The 15,844-nt window shown below is 61.0% G+C and carries 16 protein-coding genes, 1 tRNA gene and 2 pseudogenes; 8 read left to right on the forward strand and 11 right to left on the reverse strand.

The genetic code is table 11. The features are described 5' to 3' along the window. Positions 1 to 219: 219 nt before the first annotated feature. Both ASG57_RS27120 and ASG57_RS27125 read left to right on the forward strand, forming a co-directional pair. Positions 220 to 1,389: a tyrosine-type recombinase/integrase gene (locus tag ASG57_RS27120; protein WP_162250087.1), complete on the forward strand. Its 1,170-nt coding sequence runs from the start codon at positions 220 to 222 to the stop codon at positions 1,387 to 1,389. Positions 1,390 to 1,917: 528 nt separating this feature from the next. Next, positions 1,918 to 3,681 carry a site-specific DNA-methyltransferase gene (locus tag ASG57_RS27125; RefSeq protein WP_230646905.1) on the forward strand — a complete coding sequence of 588 codons (1,764 nt, stop codon included), beginning with the start codon at positions 1,918 to 1,920 and terminating at the stop codon, positions 3,679 to 3,681. A 715-nt stretch (positions 3,682 to 4,396) separates the two neighbouring features. Here the strand turns inward: ASG57_RS27125 and ASG57_RS39480 are convergent. The 3 genes and pseudogenes from ASG57_RS39480 to ASG57_RS27145 form a co-directional block, all read right to left on the reverse strand. After that, a pseudogene (locus ASG57_RS39480) lies at positions 4,397 to 4,717 on the reverse strand (IS21 family transposase); the annotation flags it as partial. A gap of 694 nt (positions 4,718 to 5,411) precedes the next feature. Then, positions 5,412 to 5,831: a hypothetical protein gene (locus tag ASG57_RS27140; RefSeq protein WP_057198408.1), complete on the reverse strand. Its 420-nt coding sequence runs from the start codon at positions 5,829 to 5,831 to the stop codon at positions 5,412 to 5,414. A gap of 18 nt (positions 5,832 to 5,849) precedes the next feature. After that, positions 5,850 to 6,050, reverse strand: a complete 201-nt coding sequence (locus ASG57_RS27145; protein WP_057198410.1) for a hypothetical protein — start codon at positions 6,048 to 6,050, stop codon at positions 5,850 to 5,852. 140 nt (positions 6,051 to 6,190) lie between these two features. Between ASG57_RS27145 and ASG57_RS27150 the strand changes: the two genes are divergently transcribed. Both ASG57_RS27150 and ASG57_RS27155 read left to right on the forward strand, forming a co-directional pair. Continuing rightward, a tRNA-Glu gene (locus ASG57_RS27150) sits at positions 6,191 to 6,270 on the forward strand. 200 nt (positions 6,271 to 6,470) lie between these two features. Continuing rightward, positions 6,471 to 7,031 (forward strand): class I SAM-dependent methyltransferase, encoded by a 561-nt coding sequence (locus ASG57_RS27155; RefSeq protein ID WP_057198412.1) that lies wholly within the window; start codon positions 6,471 to 6,473, stop codon positions 7,029 to 7,031. 18 nt (positions 7,032 to 7,049) lie between these two features. Here the strand turns inward: ASG57_RS27155 and ASG57_RS27160 are convergent. The 5 genes and pseudogenes from ASG57_RS27160 to ASG57_RS27180 all read right to left on the reverse strand — a co-directional run bounded on the left by ASG57_RS27160 (position 7,050) and on the right by ASG57_RS27180 (position 11,017). After that, positions 7,050 to 7,973 (reverse strand): annotated as a pseudogene (locus ASG57_RS27160) (cysteine desulfurase family protein). A gap of 216 nt (positions 7,974 to 8,189) precedes the next feature. Continuing rightward, positions 8,190 to 8,543 carry a DsrE/DsrF/TusD sulfur relay family protein gene (locus ASG57_RS27165; RefSeq protein WP_057198414.1) on the reverse strand — a complete coding sequence of 118 codons (354 nt, stop codon included), beginning with the start codon at positions 8,541 to 8,543 and terminating at the stop codon, positions 8,190 to 8,192. A 46-nt stretch (positions 8,544 to 8,589) separates the two neighbouring features. Then, complete coding sequence (locus ASG57_RS27170; protein ID WP_057198416.1) at positions 8,590 to 8,952, reverse strand: SHOCT domain-containing protein; 363 nt, start codon at positions 8,950 to 8,952, stop codon at positions 8,590 to 8,592. Positions 8,953 to 8,982: 30 nt separating this feature from the next. Continuing rightward, a complete protein-coding gene (locus ASG57_RS27175; protein WP_057198418.1) occupies positions 8,983 to 10,272 on the reverse strand; it encodes an MFS transporter in 1,290 nt (429 codons plus the stop codon). Between the two features lie 4 nt (positions 10,273 to 10,276). Further along, positions 10,277 to 11,017: an MBL fold metallo-hydrolase gene (locus ASG57_RS27180; RefSeq protein ID WP_057198420.1), complete on the reverse strand. Its 741-nt coding sequence runs from the start codon at positions 11,015 to 11,017 to the stop codon at positions 10,277 to 10,279. Positions 11,018 to 11,091: 74 nt separating this feature from the next. Here ASG57_RS27180 and ASG57_RS27185 point away from each other — a divergent pair, with 74 nt between their 5' ends. Both ASG57_RS27185 and ASG57_RS27190 read left to right on the forward strand, forming a co-directional pair. After that, positions 11,092 to 11,760: an ArsR/SmtB family transcription factor gene (locus ASG57_RS27185; protein WP_057198423.1), complete on the forward strand. Its 669-nt coding sequence runs from the start codon at positions 11,092 to 11,094 to the stop codon at positions 11,758 to 11,760. A gap of 94 nt (positions 11,761 to 11,854) precedes the next feature. Beyond that, positions 11,855 to 12,601, forward strand: coding sequence for a nucleoside phosphorylase (locus ASG57_RS27190; protein WP_230646906.1), 747 nt, complete (start codon positions 11,855 to 11,857; stop codon positions 12,599 to 12,601). Between the two features lie 520 nt (positions 12,602 to 13,121). Here the strand turns inward: ASG57_RS27190 and ASG57_RS27195 are convergent. Then, entirely contained in the window at positions 13,122 to 13,331 is a 210-nt protein-coding gene (locus tag ASG57_RS27195) for a hypothetical protein (protein WP_024338916.1), read from the reverse strand. 260 nt (positions 13,332 to 13,591) lie between these two features. Here ASG57_RS27195 and ASG57_RS27200 point away from each other — a divergent pair, with 260 nt between their 5' ends. Together ASG57_RS27200 and ASG57_RS40160 are read left to right on the forward strand one after the other, a co-directional pair. Then, positions 13,592 to 14,320, forward strand: a complete 729-nt coding sequence (locus ASG57_RS27200; RefSeq protein WP_057198427.1) for a Crp/Fnr family transcriptional regulator — start codon at positions 13,592 to 13,594, stop codon at positions 14,318 to 14,320. Between the two features lie 337 nt (positions 14,321 to 14,657). Then, positions 14,658 to 14,873 (forward strand): DUF1488 family protein, encoded by a 216-nt coding sequence (locus ASG57_RS40160; protein ID WP_080654862.1) that lies wholly within the window; start codon positions 14,658 to 14,660, stop codon positions 14,871 to 14,873. Positions 14,874 to 15,054: 181 nt separating this feature from the next. On the opposite strand, the gene ASG57_RS39490 is transcribed toward ASG57_RS40160, so the two are convergent. Continuing rightward, positions 15,055 to 15,342: a hypothetical protein gene (locus tag ASG57_RS39490; protein WP_230646907.1), complete on the reverse strand. Its 288-nt coding sequence runs from the start codon at positions 15,340 to 15,342 to the stop codon at positions 15,055 to 15,057. A 224-nt stretch (positions 15,343 to 15,566) separates the two neighbouring features. Further along, positions 15,567 to 15,844, reverse strand: a 278-nt coding sequence (locus ASG57_RS38965) for a hypothetical protein (protein ID WP_210169299.1), incomplete at its 5' end; no start/stop codon positions are given.

Below are 15,844 nucleotides of genomic sequence, written 5' to 3' on the forward strand. Positions count from 1 at the left end.
AAGGATTCTATAACCGGACAAGGCTCCATTCCGCACTCGGATATATCCCCCCGATCGAGATGGAGCTAAAAGCCGCTTAACCCGTCCACTTTATCGGGGGAAGATCAAATCGACGGCGAGCAGCCCAGGCAGGTCACCAAGCCGATCGACGATGATGCGGCGCTCGAAAGCCTCCATGGCTACCATGTGGATGCCGTCTTGGCTGCGCGAGGTCTGATAGTGAACTCGCACGCCCGTTGGCATTTGATTCAAGCGGCTCAACGCGCCGCCAAACACGCATGTCGCGCCGCTCTAAAGAAGATCAATGGTGATCTCCGCCCCGATCCGGACGAGAATCTCTATCCGGCGTGGCCCGACCCCGAGACGACGACCCTGTCGGGTCTTTGCGCGTCCTGGGTACGCGCGCGGCCGACGGCCAAGCCCGACACACACGCCGCGTTCAAGGCGTGCATCGACAAATTCATCGCCTTCGTCGGCCACGATGAAGTCGCGAAGGTCTCGGCAGACGACATACGGGGCTGGATCAGGTACCTGAAGGAAAAGCAAGGGCTAAGCGACGTTCGCATCAAGGACGGCTACTTCGCGGCCATAAAGACCGTATTCAACTCGGCGAGAAAACACGGACTGATCAGCACGAATCCTTGCGACACGGTCAATCCCGACGGCGAACCGTTGCCTCGCACGCGGGAAAAGGATCTTCGGGACAGCGAAATTTACGCGATCCTGAAGGCGAGTCTTACGCCCAACGCGCAGGTCTGCGAGGACGTGGCGAACACCCGCCGCTGGGTTCCGTGGCTGATCGCTTATAGCGGCGCGAGGGTTGCCGAGATAACGCGATTGGAATCGAAACATATCATCTTCGAAGCCGGCGTATGGGGGATCGACATACAAAGAAGCAAGAACGGTCGTCCGCGCATCGTTCCCGTTCACCGCCACCTCATCGAGCAGGGCTTCCTCGAATTCGTCCGCTCGCGCGAGGGATTGCCGCTCTTCTTCGGGAAGGAGAAGTTGAAAGAGGCAAAGCTTACGATCCACAAGACGCGCGCCGAAGGGCTCGCGGAGTGGGCGCGGGAGGTGGCCGGCATCGAGCCGGGTACGGTGGCGCCCAATCACGGCTGGCGGCATCGCTTCAAAACCGAGTGTCGCCGCGTGGGGATGGACCGGGAAGTAAGGCTCTATATTCAAGGGCATGCCTTCAAGATGGAAGGGGAGAAATATGGTTTCTTCCCGATCGGCATCACCGCGGCCTGGATGGAGTTGTTTCCGAGCTACGTGGTTAGCGGGAAATCGCTCCACGTCGAACGTCCCGCCGGGAACGACGTCATCGCGCGGGCCATCGCGCTCCTGCAGCGGGAGCGGACTCCACTCGACAAGCCGAAGGCGGCTTAAAAAGGGTCCCAAGTTCTTAACGAGGAGACCGCGCAGCCCGAGCGCCAACCATGCTGAATACTTCGTCGTTTGGCGATGTGCTCTTCGACGCGCCTTCGCGCGCCCTCATCGACCGTCATACGAGCGCGCTGGCGAGCAATCTGCGTGTGATCCGGGATTTAGTTTGCGATCTGGTGGGCATTCTGCATCCCGGAAGCGGTCTTATCCGGCCCCGCGGCAGGACCGGCCCAGCCCAGAGTTGACGCGATGGAAGCCGGAATCGCGACTTGTCTGTTCGGCGGGAGCATCATGGCTTCCGAGATGAAGCGGAATCCGCGAGTGAAACCAGAACAAAGAGTGGACGCTGGCATCATGCCAGAAAATCGGGTCTGTCCTAATTAGGACACGCGCCATTTTGGATTAGGACACCTCAAAATGGACCAGTGTTTAGCTCTCGCTAACCATGCCGAGAGCGATTCCTGTGATTTAACGGAACAGAATCCGGTTGTGCCTAACGATCCATTCCCGTTTGGGGATGGGGATTGCAGCGTGGCTCGGGCAAAGATCGTAACAGGTAATCGTCTGTTCTTTGGCGACAACCTTCCCGTTCTACGGGACCGGATCGCACCAGAATCCGTGGATTTGGTCTATCTAGATCCACCGTTCAATTCTAACGCGACCTATAGCCTGCTGTTCAAGGAGCCTACGGGCGAGGCTGCCAAGGCGCAGGCGGAAGCGTTTAGGGACACTTGGGAGTGGAGCGAGGCGGCGGCCGAGTCCTATGACGACGTTATGCGCGCCTCCGGTGATATCGCGCTGGCGCTGAAAGGCATGAAGTCTTACATCGGGCAAAACGCCGTGATGGCGTACCTAGCCATGATGGCGGCGCGGCTGTTGGAGCTACGCGATGTTTTGAAGGATACAGGGTCGCTTTATCTTCATTGCGATCCAACGGCGAGCCACTACCTGAAGATACTCTTAGACGCGATATTCGGGCACGAAAATTTCCGCAACGAAATCGTTTGGAAGAGGACAGGATCGCACAACTCTGCGAAACGGTTCGGCCCTGTTCATGACGTGATCTTTTATTACACGAAGTCTGCGGCAGCGACTTGGAATACATTGCGGCAGGATTACACCGACGAATACAAGAAGAAGTTCGGCAAGGTTGACGCGGCAACCGGTGAAGCCTTTCAAGACGTGGCACTTACCGGTCCAGGTACGCGAACAGGCCCTAGTGGCACCGCATGGCGCGGCTTCAATCCAACAGAGCAGGGCCGACATTGGCAACCGGCCTCCTATCTCTACTCAAAATATGAGCAGGTCACAGGAGGCAACCTTGCTGATTTCGATTTCTTAGATCGCTTGGACGAGCTGGATCGTGTTGGCCTGATCTACTGGCCCAAAAATGATGGCTTTCCCCGTTATAAGCAATTTTTGTCGGACGCTCCCGGCGTTCCTCTCAAGGACGTTTGGACCGATATTGACGCCATCAATTCGCAAGCGCAGGAGCGACTAGGTTATCCGACGCAGAAACCGCTATCACTACTTGAGCGCATTATCCGCGCATCATCGAATCCCGGCGATGTTGTTTTGGACCCTTTCTGTGGTTGCGGGACCACTGTTGAGGCCGCTGAGAGACTTGGCCGTCAATGGATCGGCATCGATGTGACCCACTACGCCATCACCCTGATTGAGGCGCGGCTTCGCGCGAAGCACGCTGAAGCAAAATTTAAGGTGTTTGGTCGACCCGAGGATTTGGCGGGTGCTCGCGATCTTGCCCGACGTGATAAGCATCAATTCCAGTGGTGGGCAGCTTGGCGCGTCGGCGCGCAAACCTACCGCGAAGAAAAGATGGGCGCCGACCGCGGAATTGATGGGAACATACTATTCAAGAATGGCCCTTATGGTGACGGGCGCATCATCATCTCCGTTAAGGGCGGGGAAAATGTTGGAGTTCAAATGGTCCGCGACCTCCGTGGCGTAATCGAACGGGAGGAAGCCGAAATGGGTATTTTTGTCTGCTTGGCAGAACCAACCGCAGCAATGCTCAAAGAAGCTCGCGATTCCGGGTATGTGGCGAAGTCCGTGCATGGGCGCCTTCCGCGCATACAGATTTTGACAGTTGAAAACATGCTCGCGGGGCACATGCCGAAAATGCCACCGCTGCCTGTGCCTGAAAGAAAGCTCACGCCTTCCCTCAAGCGCAAGGACAAGGATCAGCTTGAACTGCTGTTGCCCTTCGCCGGCGAGAAGATTGTCCCGGCAAAAGGCGTCATTGTTGATCCTCGATTTGTTGGATTAGCGGGCTAGTCTTTCCCGCCATCAATTACTCGGAAGCTACGCACAGTTCGCACTGGCTTGTTGGGCTCCAGCGGCAGCACCGCGTCAATCAGATCCCCGATCGTCCAGACCCGATCCGCAACGCCAATGGCAACCGCTGGTGTGGTCCGCAGGACTCGTGGACGCGGCACAGATTGTAATGAGCCACGTACAGGCTGACGGCTGACTGCCGCAGCGTGATTGGTGAGCTTCTATGAAAACCCGTTGGTGAGCCGGGCAAGCCGTTTCTGCGTCATGCGCAGCGTTAGGTTTTGGCGCTCAACGTAGCTGGTCGAGATTTTGACCGGGAAGCCTCTTACTACGTCACGCTCTACTGCAATTACCTCTGCCGGGCTGTAGCGGCGCGCAGCGTCTTTTACAGACAGGTTACGCTGTAGGTCTTTACGATCACGCCATGGTGGGCCTTGCCCCGGAAGGCATCGCGGATGGCGTTCTGGTACGGCAGGAAGCCATCGGTGCTGATCTCCGGCTCGCCAAGCACGCGCTCGCGCAAGTCCTGCGTAAACAGGTCCGTATTCTCGCTGTCGCGCTTGCCAGTGCGGTAGCTGGAATGGCACGACTGGCGCGGAGCCAAGCGCAACGAACGTGTACTGATCGCCCTTGTGGCCGATCTCGTGACGCTCGACGGCTTCTGCTTCTTGCCGACGTAGCCCCAAATCTCGTCAAGCTCGATGCTGCCGACGCGGCGCCGCTCCAGCGTGCGTCGGATGTTCGGGTTGAGGTCGGGATGCCGTCGGCGCAGTTCGTCCAGCACGCCGATCACGCAGATGCCGGGCGCAGCCTTCAGGATCGGGATGATCTCAGCGTCCCAGTAGGGCGCGAGCGGATCTGACCGTCGCCGGCCCCTCGGCGCCTTCTTCTGAGATGGCAGGCGCAAATCGCCCTCGATCCGATACGCGCTTGCTTTCGAGAACCCCGCCTTGGCCGCAGCCGCCTCGGGGGATAATGTCAGTCGGTAGTTCATGTACAGCCTCATCTGGTGGTCGGTGACGTGAAGGCCGGGCAAGGCATCGATTCCCTCTTGGAGACGAATCAACAGCTTGCACCGGCCGCACCCAGCCGCCAGACGGGTCCGAAAAGCGCGACGCCGATGGGGACGGTACGCCCTCCCTTCGGTCCGTCCCCATCGGCGCAGTCTCATCCTGATTGTCGCTGACTGATTGTCGCTGAGGTCTCACCTTGATCGCCGCGCCGCAAAGATCGCATACGAGTTCTTCGCATCCCTCTCGGAGGCCGGTTTCGAGGTGGGAGCCGGAGAGCTCGGCGAGAATATCACCATTTGCGGGCCTGAACGGATGCCGCTCGGGACGCTCAGCGAGTTGGCCCACGGCCATCAATCGAGGTGACCGGCCCGCGGAGCCCTGTGTCCTGATCGACCGCGTCAGGGCCGACCTTAAGCGACAGGTGCTCTCGTCGGCAGAAGCGGGGCCCGCATTCAGATGTGATGTGCTGGGCGTGGTGGGGCTCGAAGGGAAGGTCGTGGCCGGCGATACCGCGCGGGTTCGGCTCCCGTCCGCGTCCCTTCGGGCCTACCGGCCTGAAAGAGCCCGGTGCACAACTCCGCCATTTGGCCCGCCGAATCGGAAAGCGGTCTGTAGATCTGCGGGCATGGCCGCAAGAAAAAGTACGCTTGGGGCTGGGGAGGCAATCGACGGTCGGGGCAAACCAAGCCGCAGGGCTTCGCTGGCGCTATTTTCCTACTAGGAGGCGTTTGCCCTGGCTCGTTCGCGGGCCTCGCGACGACGTTCGCAGCGCTCTCTCCGGCGCTTGGCGCGGTCGGAGGGTTGCCGCAGGAGAGGAACCGGCGTTTGTTCGGCAACCGGCAGGGTGGTCTCGTTGGCTGCAGCCACCTGGATTGTCTCCGGCGACGGCCGGGCTTCCATGAACTCGAGCACCTCCCGACCCTTGGAAGTCAGCCTCCACCCGCCGCTTATGCGCTCAACTAGCCCTTGTGACCAGATGTCGAGACCCGGGACCCGCGCCGCGAGGCGTCTGGTCCGGTCCGCCCAGTCGCGTCCGCTGGTCGCCAGGATGGCCATGTCCCTCTTCAGGTCTGCAATGACGGCGAAGCCATCGGGGTAGGCCACCAGGATCTTCAGGACCGTAACCTGGAAGTTCATGCCCCGCTCCGGATCAGATCAGCGCCACATCGTGGGCGCGTGGGACAGGGCCTCCCGGCCAAGCTGCCGAAGCTGTTCGGGAGACACCTCGCCTCTGGTGGCAGCCTCGAGAATCTTCGAAGCCACCTGCGTGCGCGCGCCGATCTCGCGGGCCGAGACACTTTCGCATACTTCATCGAGGACCGCGCGCAAAAGCGCGGAAGTTGCCGTGTCGAACATGAGATGCCCCCAGCAGGGAAAATCTCATTGTAGCCGATTTTGCCGACTTGGGATTCAGGCATGTTAAGATTCGGGTCTCCAGAGACGGCCCAACATGCCACCCCTTGTCGCGATGCTTCGCGTTGCGGTATAGGCGGGCAGCCCCGTGAGTCTCACTCGAATGGTTGGACGTGGCCCTCTCAAGGCTGAAACAGGGGTTCGATTCCCCTACGGAGCGCCAAGTTACGAGCACGGTTTTGGGGGCATTTGCCAGAGCCGGAAAAACCGCTCGCGCAAGTTCAGATTTGACTAGCCGAATTTCACTTTCGGCGGGCCAATATCCTGGCCTTGCGCCACAATCCCGTCATGCGCCGACCCCGCTTCATAGCCGAACAGGCAAGGAATGCTCGAGGACTCTTGGGTCGACTAATCGCGTTCATCATGGCTCGCGAAACCGGACGGCAAAATCTGCGCGTGATGGATGCGCTCAGTATCGAGCAAGGCGACCGCATCCTCGATGTCGGTTGTGGACACGGACGCAGCCTGACCGAATTGGCCAGCCGCGCGGCGACCGGACGCATCGTTGGCGTGGGTCCCTCCGAGCTGATGGGGGAGATCGCAGCGCGGCGTAACTGCGCGCACGTGGAGGCCGATCGTGTCAGTGTAGTCCTTGCGAGCGTGGAGTCCCTGCCGTTCCCCGACGATTCCTTCGACAAGGTGCTCTGCGTCCACGTGCGCTACTTCTGGAAGGATCTCGATAGGTGCCTGAGGGAGACCGCTCGCGTCTTAAAGCCAGGCGGCTGTTTGGGATTGTCGTTCCGGACCAACGCTGACTTGGCCGCTGTTGCGTCGTTTCCGCCCGAGATCTACCGCTTTCCGGCGCTCGCCGAAGTCGCGGCAGCTCTCGAACGGGCGGATCTCGATCTCGCCGCGGCGAGCGATTCCACGAACGAGCCTGTCCTGCTGCTGGCGGAGAAACGACGCGTTCAAGTCGCCAAATGATCTGCCTCCGCCGAGCGATCAGGCTGATACGATTTCAGCCAGACGCGTGACCACATGGTCGATCTCGTCCGATGTGGTGGTCCTTCCCAAGCTGAAACGGATCGCTCCCCTGCCGATCCTCTCCGGCACGCCCATCGCGGCGAGAACGGGCGAGAGCTCGATCCGTCCCGAGTGGCACGCCGACCCCGTCGATGCCGCGACGTCGCCGAGCTGTGCCAGGATATCCGCGCCGATCTTGCCGACGAATGACACGTTGAGGGTGTTGGCCAAACGATGCGCATGGCCATTGAGCACGACGCGATCGCCGAAACGATCCTGCAGCGCCTGCCAGAATGCATCACGGAGAGCCTGGACATGCTCCATCGGAGCAAGGTCTTGCGCCTACGCGGCCGCTGCCCCGAGCCCAACGGCGAGCAACGCGCTCTCCGTCCCGGCACGGCGGCCCAGCTCATGACCGGCGCCGTGGATCAACGGCTCCAATTCCAGGCCGCCACGCACGTAGAGCGCGCCGACGCCTTTCGGGGCGTAAAGCTTGTGACCAGCGATCGACAAGAGGTCGACGCCGAGTTCGGTTACCTTGGTAGAGATCTTGCCGACCGACTGCGCTGCGTCGGTATGGAAAGGGATGCCGTGCTCCCGCGCGATCTCGCCGATCTCCTGGATCGGTTGGATGGTGCCAATCTCGTTGTTGGCATGCATGATGCTGATCAGTGTCGTCTGCGGAGTGATAGCGCGACGCACGTTGTCCGGATCGACGCGGCCCGTCCGGTCCACCGGGACATGGGTAGTCGAGGCGCCGAACCGCTCGAGAAATCGGCAGGGAGCGAGAACAGCCGGATGCTCGATGGCCGAGGTGACGATGTGCGCCCCTTGGCGGTTCGGCGCGAAGAACGTGCCCTTGATTGCGAGGTTGTTCGCTTCGCTGCCGCCGCTGGTGAACACGATCTCGCCAGATGCAGCGCCGATCAGCGCGGCGATCTGGCCGAGCGCGCTCCAGGGCGGCCTTGGCTGGCGTGCTCGCCCAATGCCCGCTCGACGGGTTGCCGTTGGCTTGATCCAAGAATGGCCGCATCGCCGCCGCGACTGCCGGATCCACAGGCGTGCTTGCGTTGTAGTCGAGATAGATCGGCGGCATGCCAGCTGCTCCTCTGCGACGGTTCAAAAGACCAACACCTTGTCGGCGGAAACGGTCGCCGTCGCGAGTTCGGCCATGGTGCTGCGTCTCATGCCACTGAGTATCTCGGCATCAGTGAGCCCGCGGGCGTCCATGCAGGTGCCGCAAAGCAGGACTTGTCCTTTACCCGCGAGAACGCCCTTCAGCATGCGCTCTACATTGTAGTAGCCGTCCGGCGTCTTCTGGCCCGACTTCGCGGCCACGACCGCGTCGGCCATCAAGAACACCGTTACGGTGATCTCTGGATCGCTCTTGGCGAGAGCGAGAGCCAGGCGCAAGCCGTTGTAGGTGCGCTCGGTGCCGTACGGCGCATCATTCAGTATCAGCAGAATCTGCACAGGCGTCTTCCCTTCCGATTAAGCGAGCCTGAGGCAGCGCGCCGAGTCACTCGCCGAGAACGCGCCGCCGATCCTCGAATTCCGCCTTGTCGATCTCACCGCGTGCAAAGCGCTCCTTGAGGATATCGAGCGGTGTACGGGCGGGTGGCAATTGGTGTGGCGGATATGTCCCTGGCCACGGCCCGCCCAGCCAGCGAGCGAGGCTAACCGCGAGGGCAACCAGGACCGCGAGAAACAGGATCATGAACAACGGACCGAAGATCATGGGATACCATCCTCCGCCCCAACCCATCATGTGCGGACCCCAGCCGTAGTAGCGTTCGGCATCTGACGGCGGTTGCGCCTGTGCCCATACTGCGCTGGGCAGGAGGGAGAGAGCGGCGGCCGTCTGGATCAAGGCTTTCTGCATCGGCTTGCTCCGTCATTGATGAAAACCAGCCTACTCCGCCGGTCGGCCCGCTTTTTGCGCGAGGTCAACCGAGCCCGCCCTTTCCCGCATGAACACCGCTACGACAGCGCCGGAAATGAACGTCAGGGCGGCGATCGCTCCGATCGCCCAGGACATGCCGAACAGGTCGGCGATGATGCCGGCCGACAGCGCCCCGATCGCATAGCCGAGGTCGCGCCAGAAGCGATAGACGCTGAGCGAGCGCGCGCGCCAGCTCGGATGCGAGGCATCGGACACGGCGGCGATCAGGCTTGGATACACCATGGCCGTGCCAAGTCCGAGCAACAGGCTGCCGGCGAGCCACCATTCGAAATGACTAGTTGCCCCGGTCAGGAACAAGCCCGCGGCCTGCACCCACATGCCGCCGACGATCAGGCCCTTGCGGCCCCAGCGGTCGGACAGGGGACCGGTGGCGACCTGGAGGATGCCCCACGTCGCCGGATAGACCGCCTTCAATATGCCGATCCGATCGACGGCCAGACCGAACGAGGCGAAGAACAGCGGGAAGATGCCCCAGCTCATGCCGTCGTTGAGGTTGTTCACCAGCCCCGCCTGCGATGCGGCAAACAGGTTGCGATCCCTGAACGATGTGAGAACGAAGATCTCCCGAAAACTGAGCGGAGATGCTTGACGAGCATGCGCCGCGGTCTCCAGCCGGACGTGCTCGCGGGTGTCGCGTACCAACAGGATCGAGAGCGCGGCGCCGAGGACGGCATAGGCCACACCGAGGTAGATCGGCGCCGGCCGTAGCCCGTACTCCGACGCAAGATATCCGGTGAGATAGGCGGTCACGCCGACTGCGAGGTAGCCGGCGAACTCGTTCAGACCTACCGCCAGGCCGCGCGATTTCGGTCCGACCAGATCGATCTTCATGATCACGGTCATCGACCAGGCAAGGCCCTGATTGATGCCGAGGAGGGCGTTGGCGGCGATCACCCATTCCCAGCTCGGCGCCCAAATGATCATGAACGGCACTGGCAGGCCAACGAGCCAGCCGAGGACCAGAACAGACTTGCGTCCCCAGGCGTCGGCTAGCTGGCCGGACACGAGATTGGCGCACGCCTTCACGACGCCGAAGCTGACGATGAACGAGACGACAAGCGTCGTCGAGCCCATCTTGAATTCCTCCGCGCCGATCAGCGGCACGACGGTTCGCTCGATCCCGACCATTCCGCCCACGAAGGCGTTGATCAGGACGAGCAGAGCGAATTCCGGCCAGTTTTCCCTCAGCCCCAATCTGACCGAAGGCGAGCCTTGTGGAGCGGATGCCGCTTCGCTCATGACATCAGGCCGCAGCGGCCGTGATGCCTGAATTGGCGGCTCTGATCTTCGCGGCTTCCGGCGGTGCCGGCGGAATCTCGGCGACCATGAACCGGACAAACTCGACTTCATCCTCGATCATGAAGGCCTGGTTGTGCCGTTTCTCGAAGCCGATCGTGGACCAGGGCTTGCCGCTCAGCCGGCGGCCGCAGACCGAACCCGCATAGGCGCCGGGCAGCACTTCGACATAGTCCGGCAGGTCCTTCAGCTTACTCACGCTGCGAAACAGTTGTTTGGCGCCTTCTTCGGCGCTGGCGGCGAGTTCGGTGCGGCCGAGATCTCCGACCATCAGAGTGTGGCCGGTCAACACGAACCATGGCTCGTCGGCGCGTGTCCGGTCCGTCACCAGAATGCAGATATGCTCGGGCGTGTGACCCGGTGTATGGAGAACCGTTGCCGTGATGTTGCCGAGCGGCAGGGCGTCGCCGTCGCCAACCGCCTTGAACGGAAACGACACACTCGCGTTCGAAGAGAGCACGTAGGACGCCCCCGCAGCGTCCGCGAGCGCCCGTCCCGCCGAGAGGTGGTCGGCATGAACATGCGTGTCGATGACGAAGTGAATGCGCATGCCGGCGTTGTCGGCAGCTTGGAGATAGGGCTGGATATCGCCGACGGGGTCGACCACTGCACAGGTGGCCTTGCCACCACAACCGAACAGGTAGGAGATGCCGACGGGATCGCTATGCAAGAACTGGCGAAGGATCATGGCCTTGCACTCCTCTCTGAGAGCGGATAGATAACGTTCAATCAATCTGCTGAATGATATATTCAGGAGCTGCCGTGTCAAGTACCGGACCGAAACACGCGATCTATGAGAACCTTGCCGAGGTGGCGCAGGCGCTGGGCCACGCGCATCGGCTTGAGCTGTTGGAGCACCTCGCCCAAGGGGTGCGCAGCGTCGAGGAGCTGTCGGCCCGTGCTCATCTGACGTTCGCCAACACATCCCGCCATCTGCAGATCCTCAGGCGCGCGCGTCTCGTCGAGACGGAGCGGCGGGGTAAACACGTTCTCTATCGCTTGGCCGGCGAAGCGGAAGTGGTCGCGCTGACGAAGGCGCTGGGTCGGGTCGGCGAGCGGAATATCGCTGAGATCGGCCGAGTCGTGACCGACTACTTCCACGCCCGCGATGCGCTCGAACCTGTCTCGCGAGATGATCTGGTCGCGAGACTGCACGACGATCTCGTCACGGTGCTCGATGTCCGCCCCGGAGACGAGTTCGCTCTTGGCCATCTGCCGGGCGCGCTCAACATCCCGCTTGCCGAACTGGAACGACGCCTCGGCGAACTTCCGAAAGGCCGTGAGGTGATCGCTTACTGCCGTGGTCCCTACTGCGTTTTATCTTTCGAAGCGGTTGCAGCGCTCCGGACGCGAGGCTATTGCGTCCGCCGGCTCGAGGACGGCTATCCCGAATGGAAAGCCGCCGGCCTCCCGGTCGAATCCCTCGCGTGAAGACAAGCCGATCAGGTGCATCATGGATGACAAGCCTCACCGCGCGGAATCCGCGTGACCGATTCTCGGCGTCAAGGACCACGAAGCGCCCTCGGTGTTCCGGCCCGAAGCGCTGCTGAGGGAGGCCCGCCGGCAGAGGCAGTTGCCGCTCGTCGCGGTCCCCGAAATCTGCGTGCTCGATCCGGACGGTGATGTCGTCCGTCACCTCAAGCGGAACGGCGCCGGGCGCATCCATGAAGGATGGGCCTGCTATCACACGGAGCTTCTTGCTTTCGATCTCGACGGCATCGGCGAGGTCGGCATGGTGGGCTGCGCCGTCGGCGCACCGTTCGCCGTGCTGGTCGCCGAGCAACTTTTCGCATCCGGCTGCCGCCTGCTCGTTAGCGTCACGTCCGCCGGACAAATCACCCCAACCGGCCCGACGCCGTACTTCGTCCTGATCGACCGCGCGCTGCGCGACGAGGGGACGAGCTATCATTACCTACCGGGCTCGATCTTCGCCGAAGCACCCGACGCGCCGCTGCTCGCGCGGGTCGAGCAGGCGGGACGGGCTCTGCCAGGCATTACGCTGCACCGGGGCGCAACGTGGACGACCGATGCGCCTTACCGAGAAACCGAGGCCGCCATATCGCGTGCGCGGGATCTGGGCACGCTTGCCGTCGAGATGGAAGCCGCCGCTCTCTATGCCTTCAGCGCGGCGAGCGGCCGACCGATCGTCTGCTTCGCGCACGTCACGAATGCTATGGCACAGACGGAAGGCGACTTCGAGAAAGGCGAGGCCGACGGCGCGGAAGCGACACTTGCTGTCGTCGCCGCCGCTGCCCGCGGCTGGCGGAAGTAGCGCAGAAATTCTGGCGATCGAGGCTGCTGGCGCTCGCGGTCAAGGTCAGAACCGCGTGCGAATCCGTCACCCCTATTCAGGTCTTTCATAGCTCTTTGAGATCTTCCGGAGCGCCGAAAGGAAACCTGGATCGGCAACCGCATGGCCATCGATGGTGTGAACGCCGTGGGGGTATTTCAATACAGCGTTCGAGCTGATCTATCTGAAAGGGTTTGGTGAGAAGCGGGCGGTCATGAAATCCGCCCGGCATTCCATCAGCCCCTAGCCACTCGCAAAGGCGAACGGGATCTTGCGTTCTGTGACCGCCGCGACCGGTTCGCTGCTGGTGCGGCCGAGCAAGACACCGACCACAGCGAATTAAAATTGGTGTTGTTGGCGAGCTCCAGGGCGGGGGCCAGATCACTGGCTTCGGCCACATCCGGTGTGGCCCAGCTCTGCGAGCTTGTCGGCTACCATCATCTGGATGAGTGCTTCATCCTCAATAAGCAGCACCGAAGCCACAAGCCGTCTCCAACGCTTTCTATTGTCGAGTGATCTTTGCTGCGCTGGGGAATGCACGCAGCGCTGCGGCCCGCAGCTCATCCAAGGTGGTGTGCCCAGCCTCGGCAGCTGCAAGAAGCTGTTCAGCAATGACCTTCCGGATCTCATGGTCACCGCCGTTTGGAAGTTCCCGGCACGTCTCTTCCAACACGACTTCCATAGTCGACTTCACGCGATCCGACAGCGTCATCCGGCTTCTCAAGGGCTCGACAAACCATTTTCGACAATATGGAACTGAAGAGCCGGCGCCGTCAACGGAGACTCATCTGCTCTAGCGGGGAGCGCCCACCAGCCCTACAACGCCTGTCACGGAACGCAATGGCGCTGTCTTGATCGCCGCTACCGGGATGAGCGGGAGCCTGCTATCGCGGACCGCATGGATTCCGCTCCTGCCGGGCACTCTGCTCGGCTCCATACTGGATACCGGAACTCTTGCGTCGGGAGGGAACGATGACGCTCGATATTATGGAGCCTTTGCTCAAGCGGCTGCGGCTCACGGCTAACAGTTCGGACCAGGATGAACAGGCGATCTTGCGGCTTCCGATAACCGTTAAGCGGGTGGCCGGCGGGCAGACGGTGGTTGCAACCGGAGATAGGCCTTCTGTTTGTTGCCTGATCATTGACGGGTTTATGCAACGATCAAAAATCGTTGGAGATGCAAGGCGACAAATCCTCTCCTTTCATCAGCCCGGCGACATCCCCGATCTGCAAAGTCTGCACCTTCACGTTCTCGATCACGAACTCACCATCTTGGAGGACTGCATCCTCGGGTTCATTCCTCATGATGCGCTCCGCTCGTTAACCCGGAGCAGCCCCCGGGTTGCTGAAGCGCTGTGGCGGGACACGCTGATCGATTCTGCGATATTCCGGGAGTGGATATGCAACGTGGGACAACGCGACGCCATAAGTCGGTTGGCTCACCTCATCCTGGAAATATACACGAGGCTCACAACAATCGGCCGTGTTACAGACGTGTCCTTCAGGTTCCCAGTCACCCAGGTCATTCTTGGGGAGGCAATAGGAACGAGCATCGTCCATACGAATAGAGTGATCAAAGAACTTCGATCGAAGGGTCTGCTGGAAATCGAACGAGGAGAAATCAGCATTCTCGATCTGGAAGGCCTCCGGCAAGTCGCGGACTTCAATCCACTCTACCTTCATTTAGACCCAGCACTTTGATGCGCTACTTCTTCGACATTCGCGATGACTTTTATGCCGCTGACGACGATCATGGAGAGGAGTTTGCATCTTTTGATGCTGCGCACCTTGCAGCGCTCAGACCGCCACATCTATCGCCAGCGACGTCTTCATTGCAAAGGGCTCTGCGATCTCAGTCAGGGTAAGAGACGAGGAACGGCCCCTCTTTGAGATCAGTGACAGTGTCACGATGAAGCATTAGCGTTAAAGACGGCAAATTGCGCTGCGGCGGCGCAGCCAACGAAACAGAGTTTCATATGCCCCTTGTCCCTGATTCGTCAGGCGAGTTCGAGGCGGCATAGCCTGAAGCGGTTTCGCCATGTTCAATGGCGTTGACCGCATCGTCTGCCGAGTGGAATGGCCCCCCTTGCGGGATCTTGCCGCAGCGGAAGGCGCTGATCCGAATGACATAGTCGGGACGTTCAGAAGGCAACGCTTTAGAATCGAGCAGATCGCAAGCGATCAGCATGATGCAGGCAAGGAGAGGCCGGTTGTCCGAGCCGAGCATCTTGCGCGGGCGACCGAGCGTCCATGAGCAGGTTCGAAGGGACCCAGGGCTAAGACCAACTGCATGCCCGCTTCTGGCCCGAGGCTGCCTAGCTCAATGCTCGGCCAAGCGTCCCCTGTCGAGCGAAGACCGGAAGCGGCTCGCAGTGGTGTCGACCCGCGATTTTGACCTTAAGCGGCCCACGTCGCATTCCGCGAGCGTTGATCAATCAGCGCAGGTCGATTAACGGTTGCAGCAGTGAACGGCATTGTGCCTGATAAGTCATTCGCGCCGATATCCGTGAAAAGGAAGCCCGCCGGCGTCTTAGTGAAGAGGAAGATGAGCTGGCCGCAGAAGACTGAGTAATAGTCATTGTTCTCTTGATCGCGGTCGTAAAGGCCTTGCCGCGCTGGATACACGCGCGTTTTTTCGCCGTGAACGAGGTCTGATAGGTTTTGGCACGGGATTGCGCGGTGTCGCGAATTGCGCTGTCATTCATAAACGGCAATTTTGTCATACCGGCAACGGCGGCGGAATCGTTTGCCTCAGTGCCGCGCGAAACTTCTCGATGAAGCCATCGAATTCCTTCTGTAGGGCAGGAGAAGCGACGGCGCTCTACGGCGCGGCGCGACGGCTGGACCAACGTTCAGGATAACGGTTGCAAGCATAATTCTCAGCAAAAACTTCACGGATCGACTCCGTCCGTCTACCAATCAAAGGTGTTCATGGTGTTCTGTCGCGTCAAGGACCTTCCGGTTCACCAGCGCACCGTTGACCCCGCTCAGGCGGATGGATCGCCTGCACCGTGCAGCGACGCGCGCAGACGTGACATTCGGCGGCGCATTCGCGGTAGCGCTTGAGCGATTCGAACATCCGCATGCGGGGGGGAATCGCGAGCGCCGCCCCGAGCAGGCACAGATTGCGGCAGTAGAAGCGCTCACGAAGAGGCCGGCGCGCAGCAGCAATCCCGCATAGAGGTCGAACGGCCATTCCCGCAGGAACTTCATGTTTCGTGCCGG

The organism is Bradyrhizobium sp. Leaf396 (assembly GCF_001424605.1).
Lineage (GTDB): Bacteria > Pseudomonadota > Alphaproteobacteria > Rhizobiales > Xanthobacteraceae > Bradyrhizobium > Bradyrhizobium japonicum_C.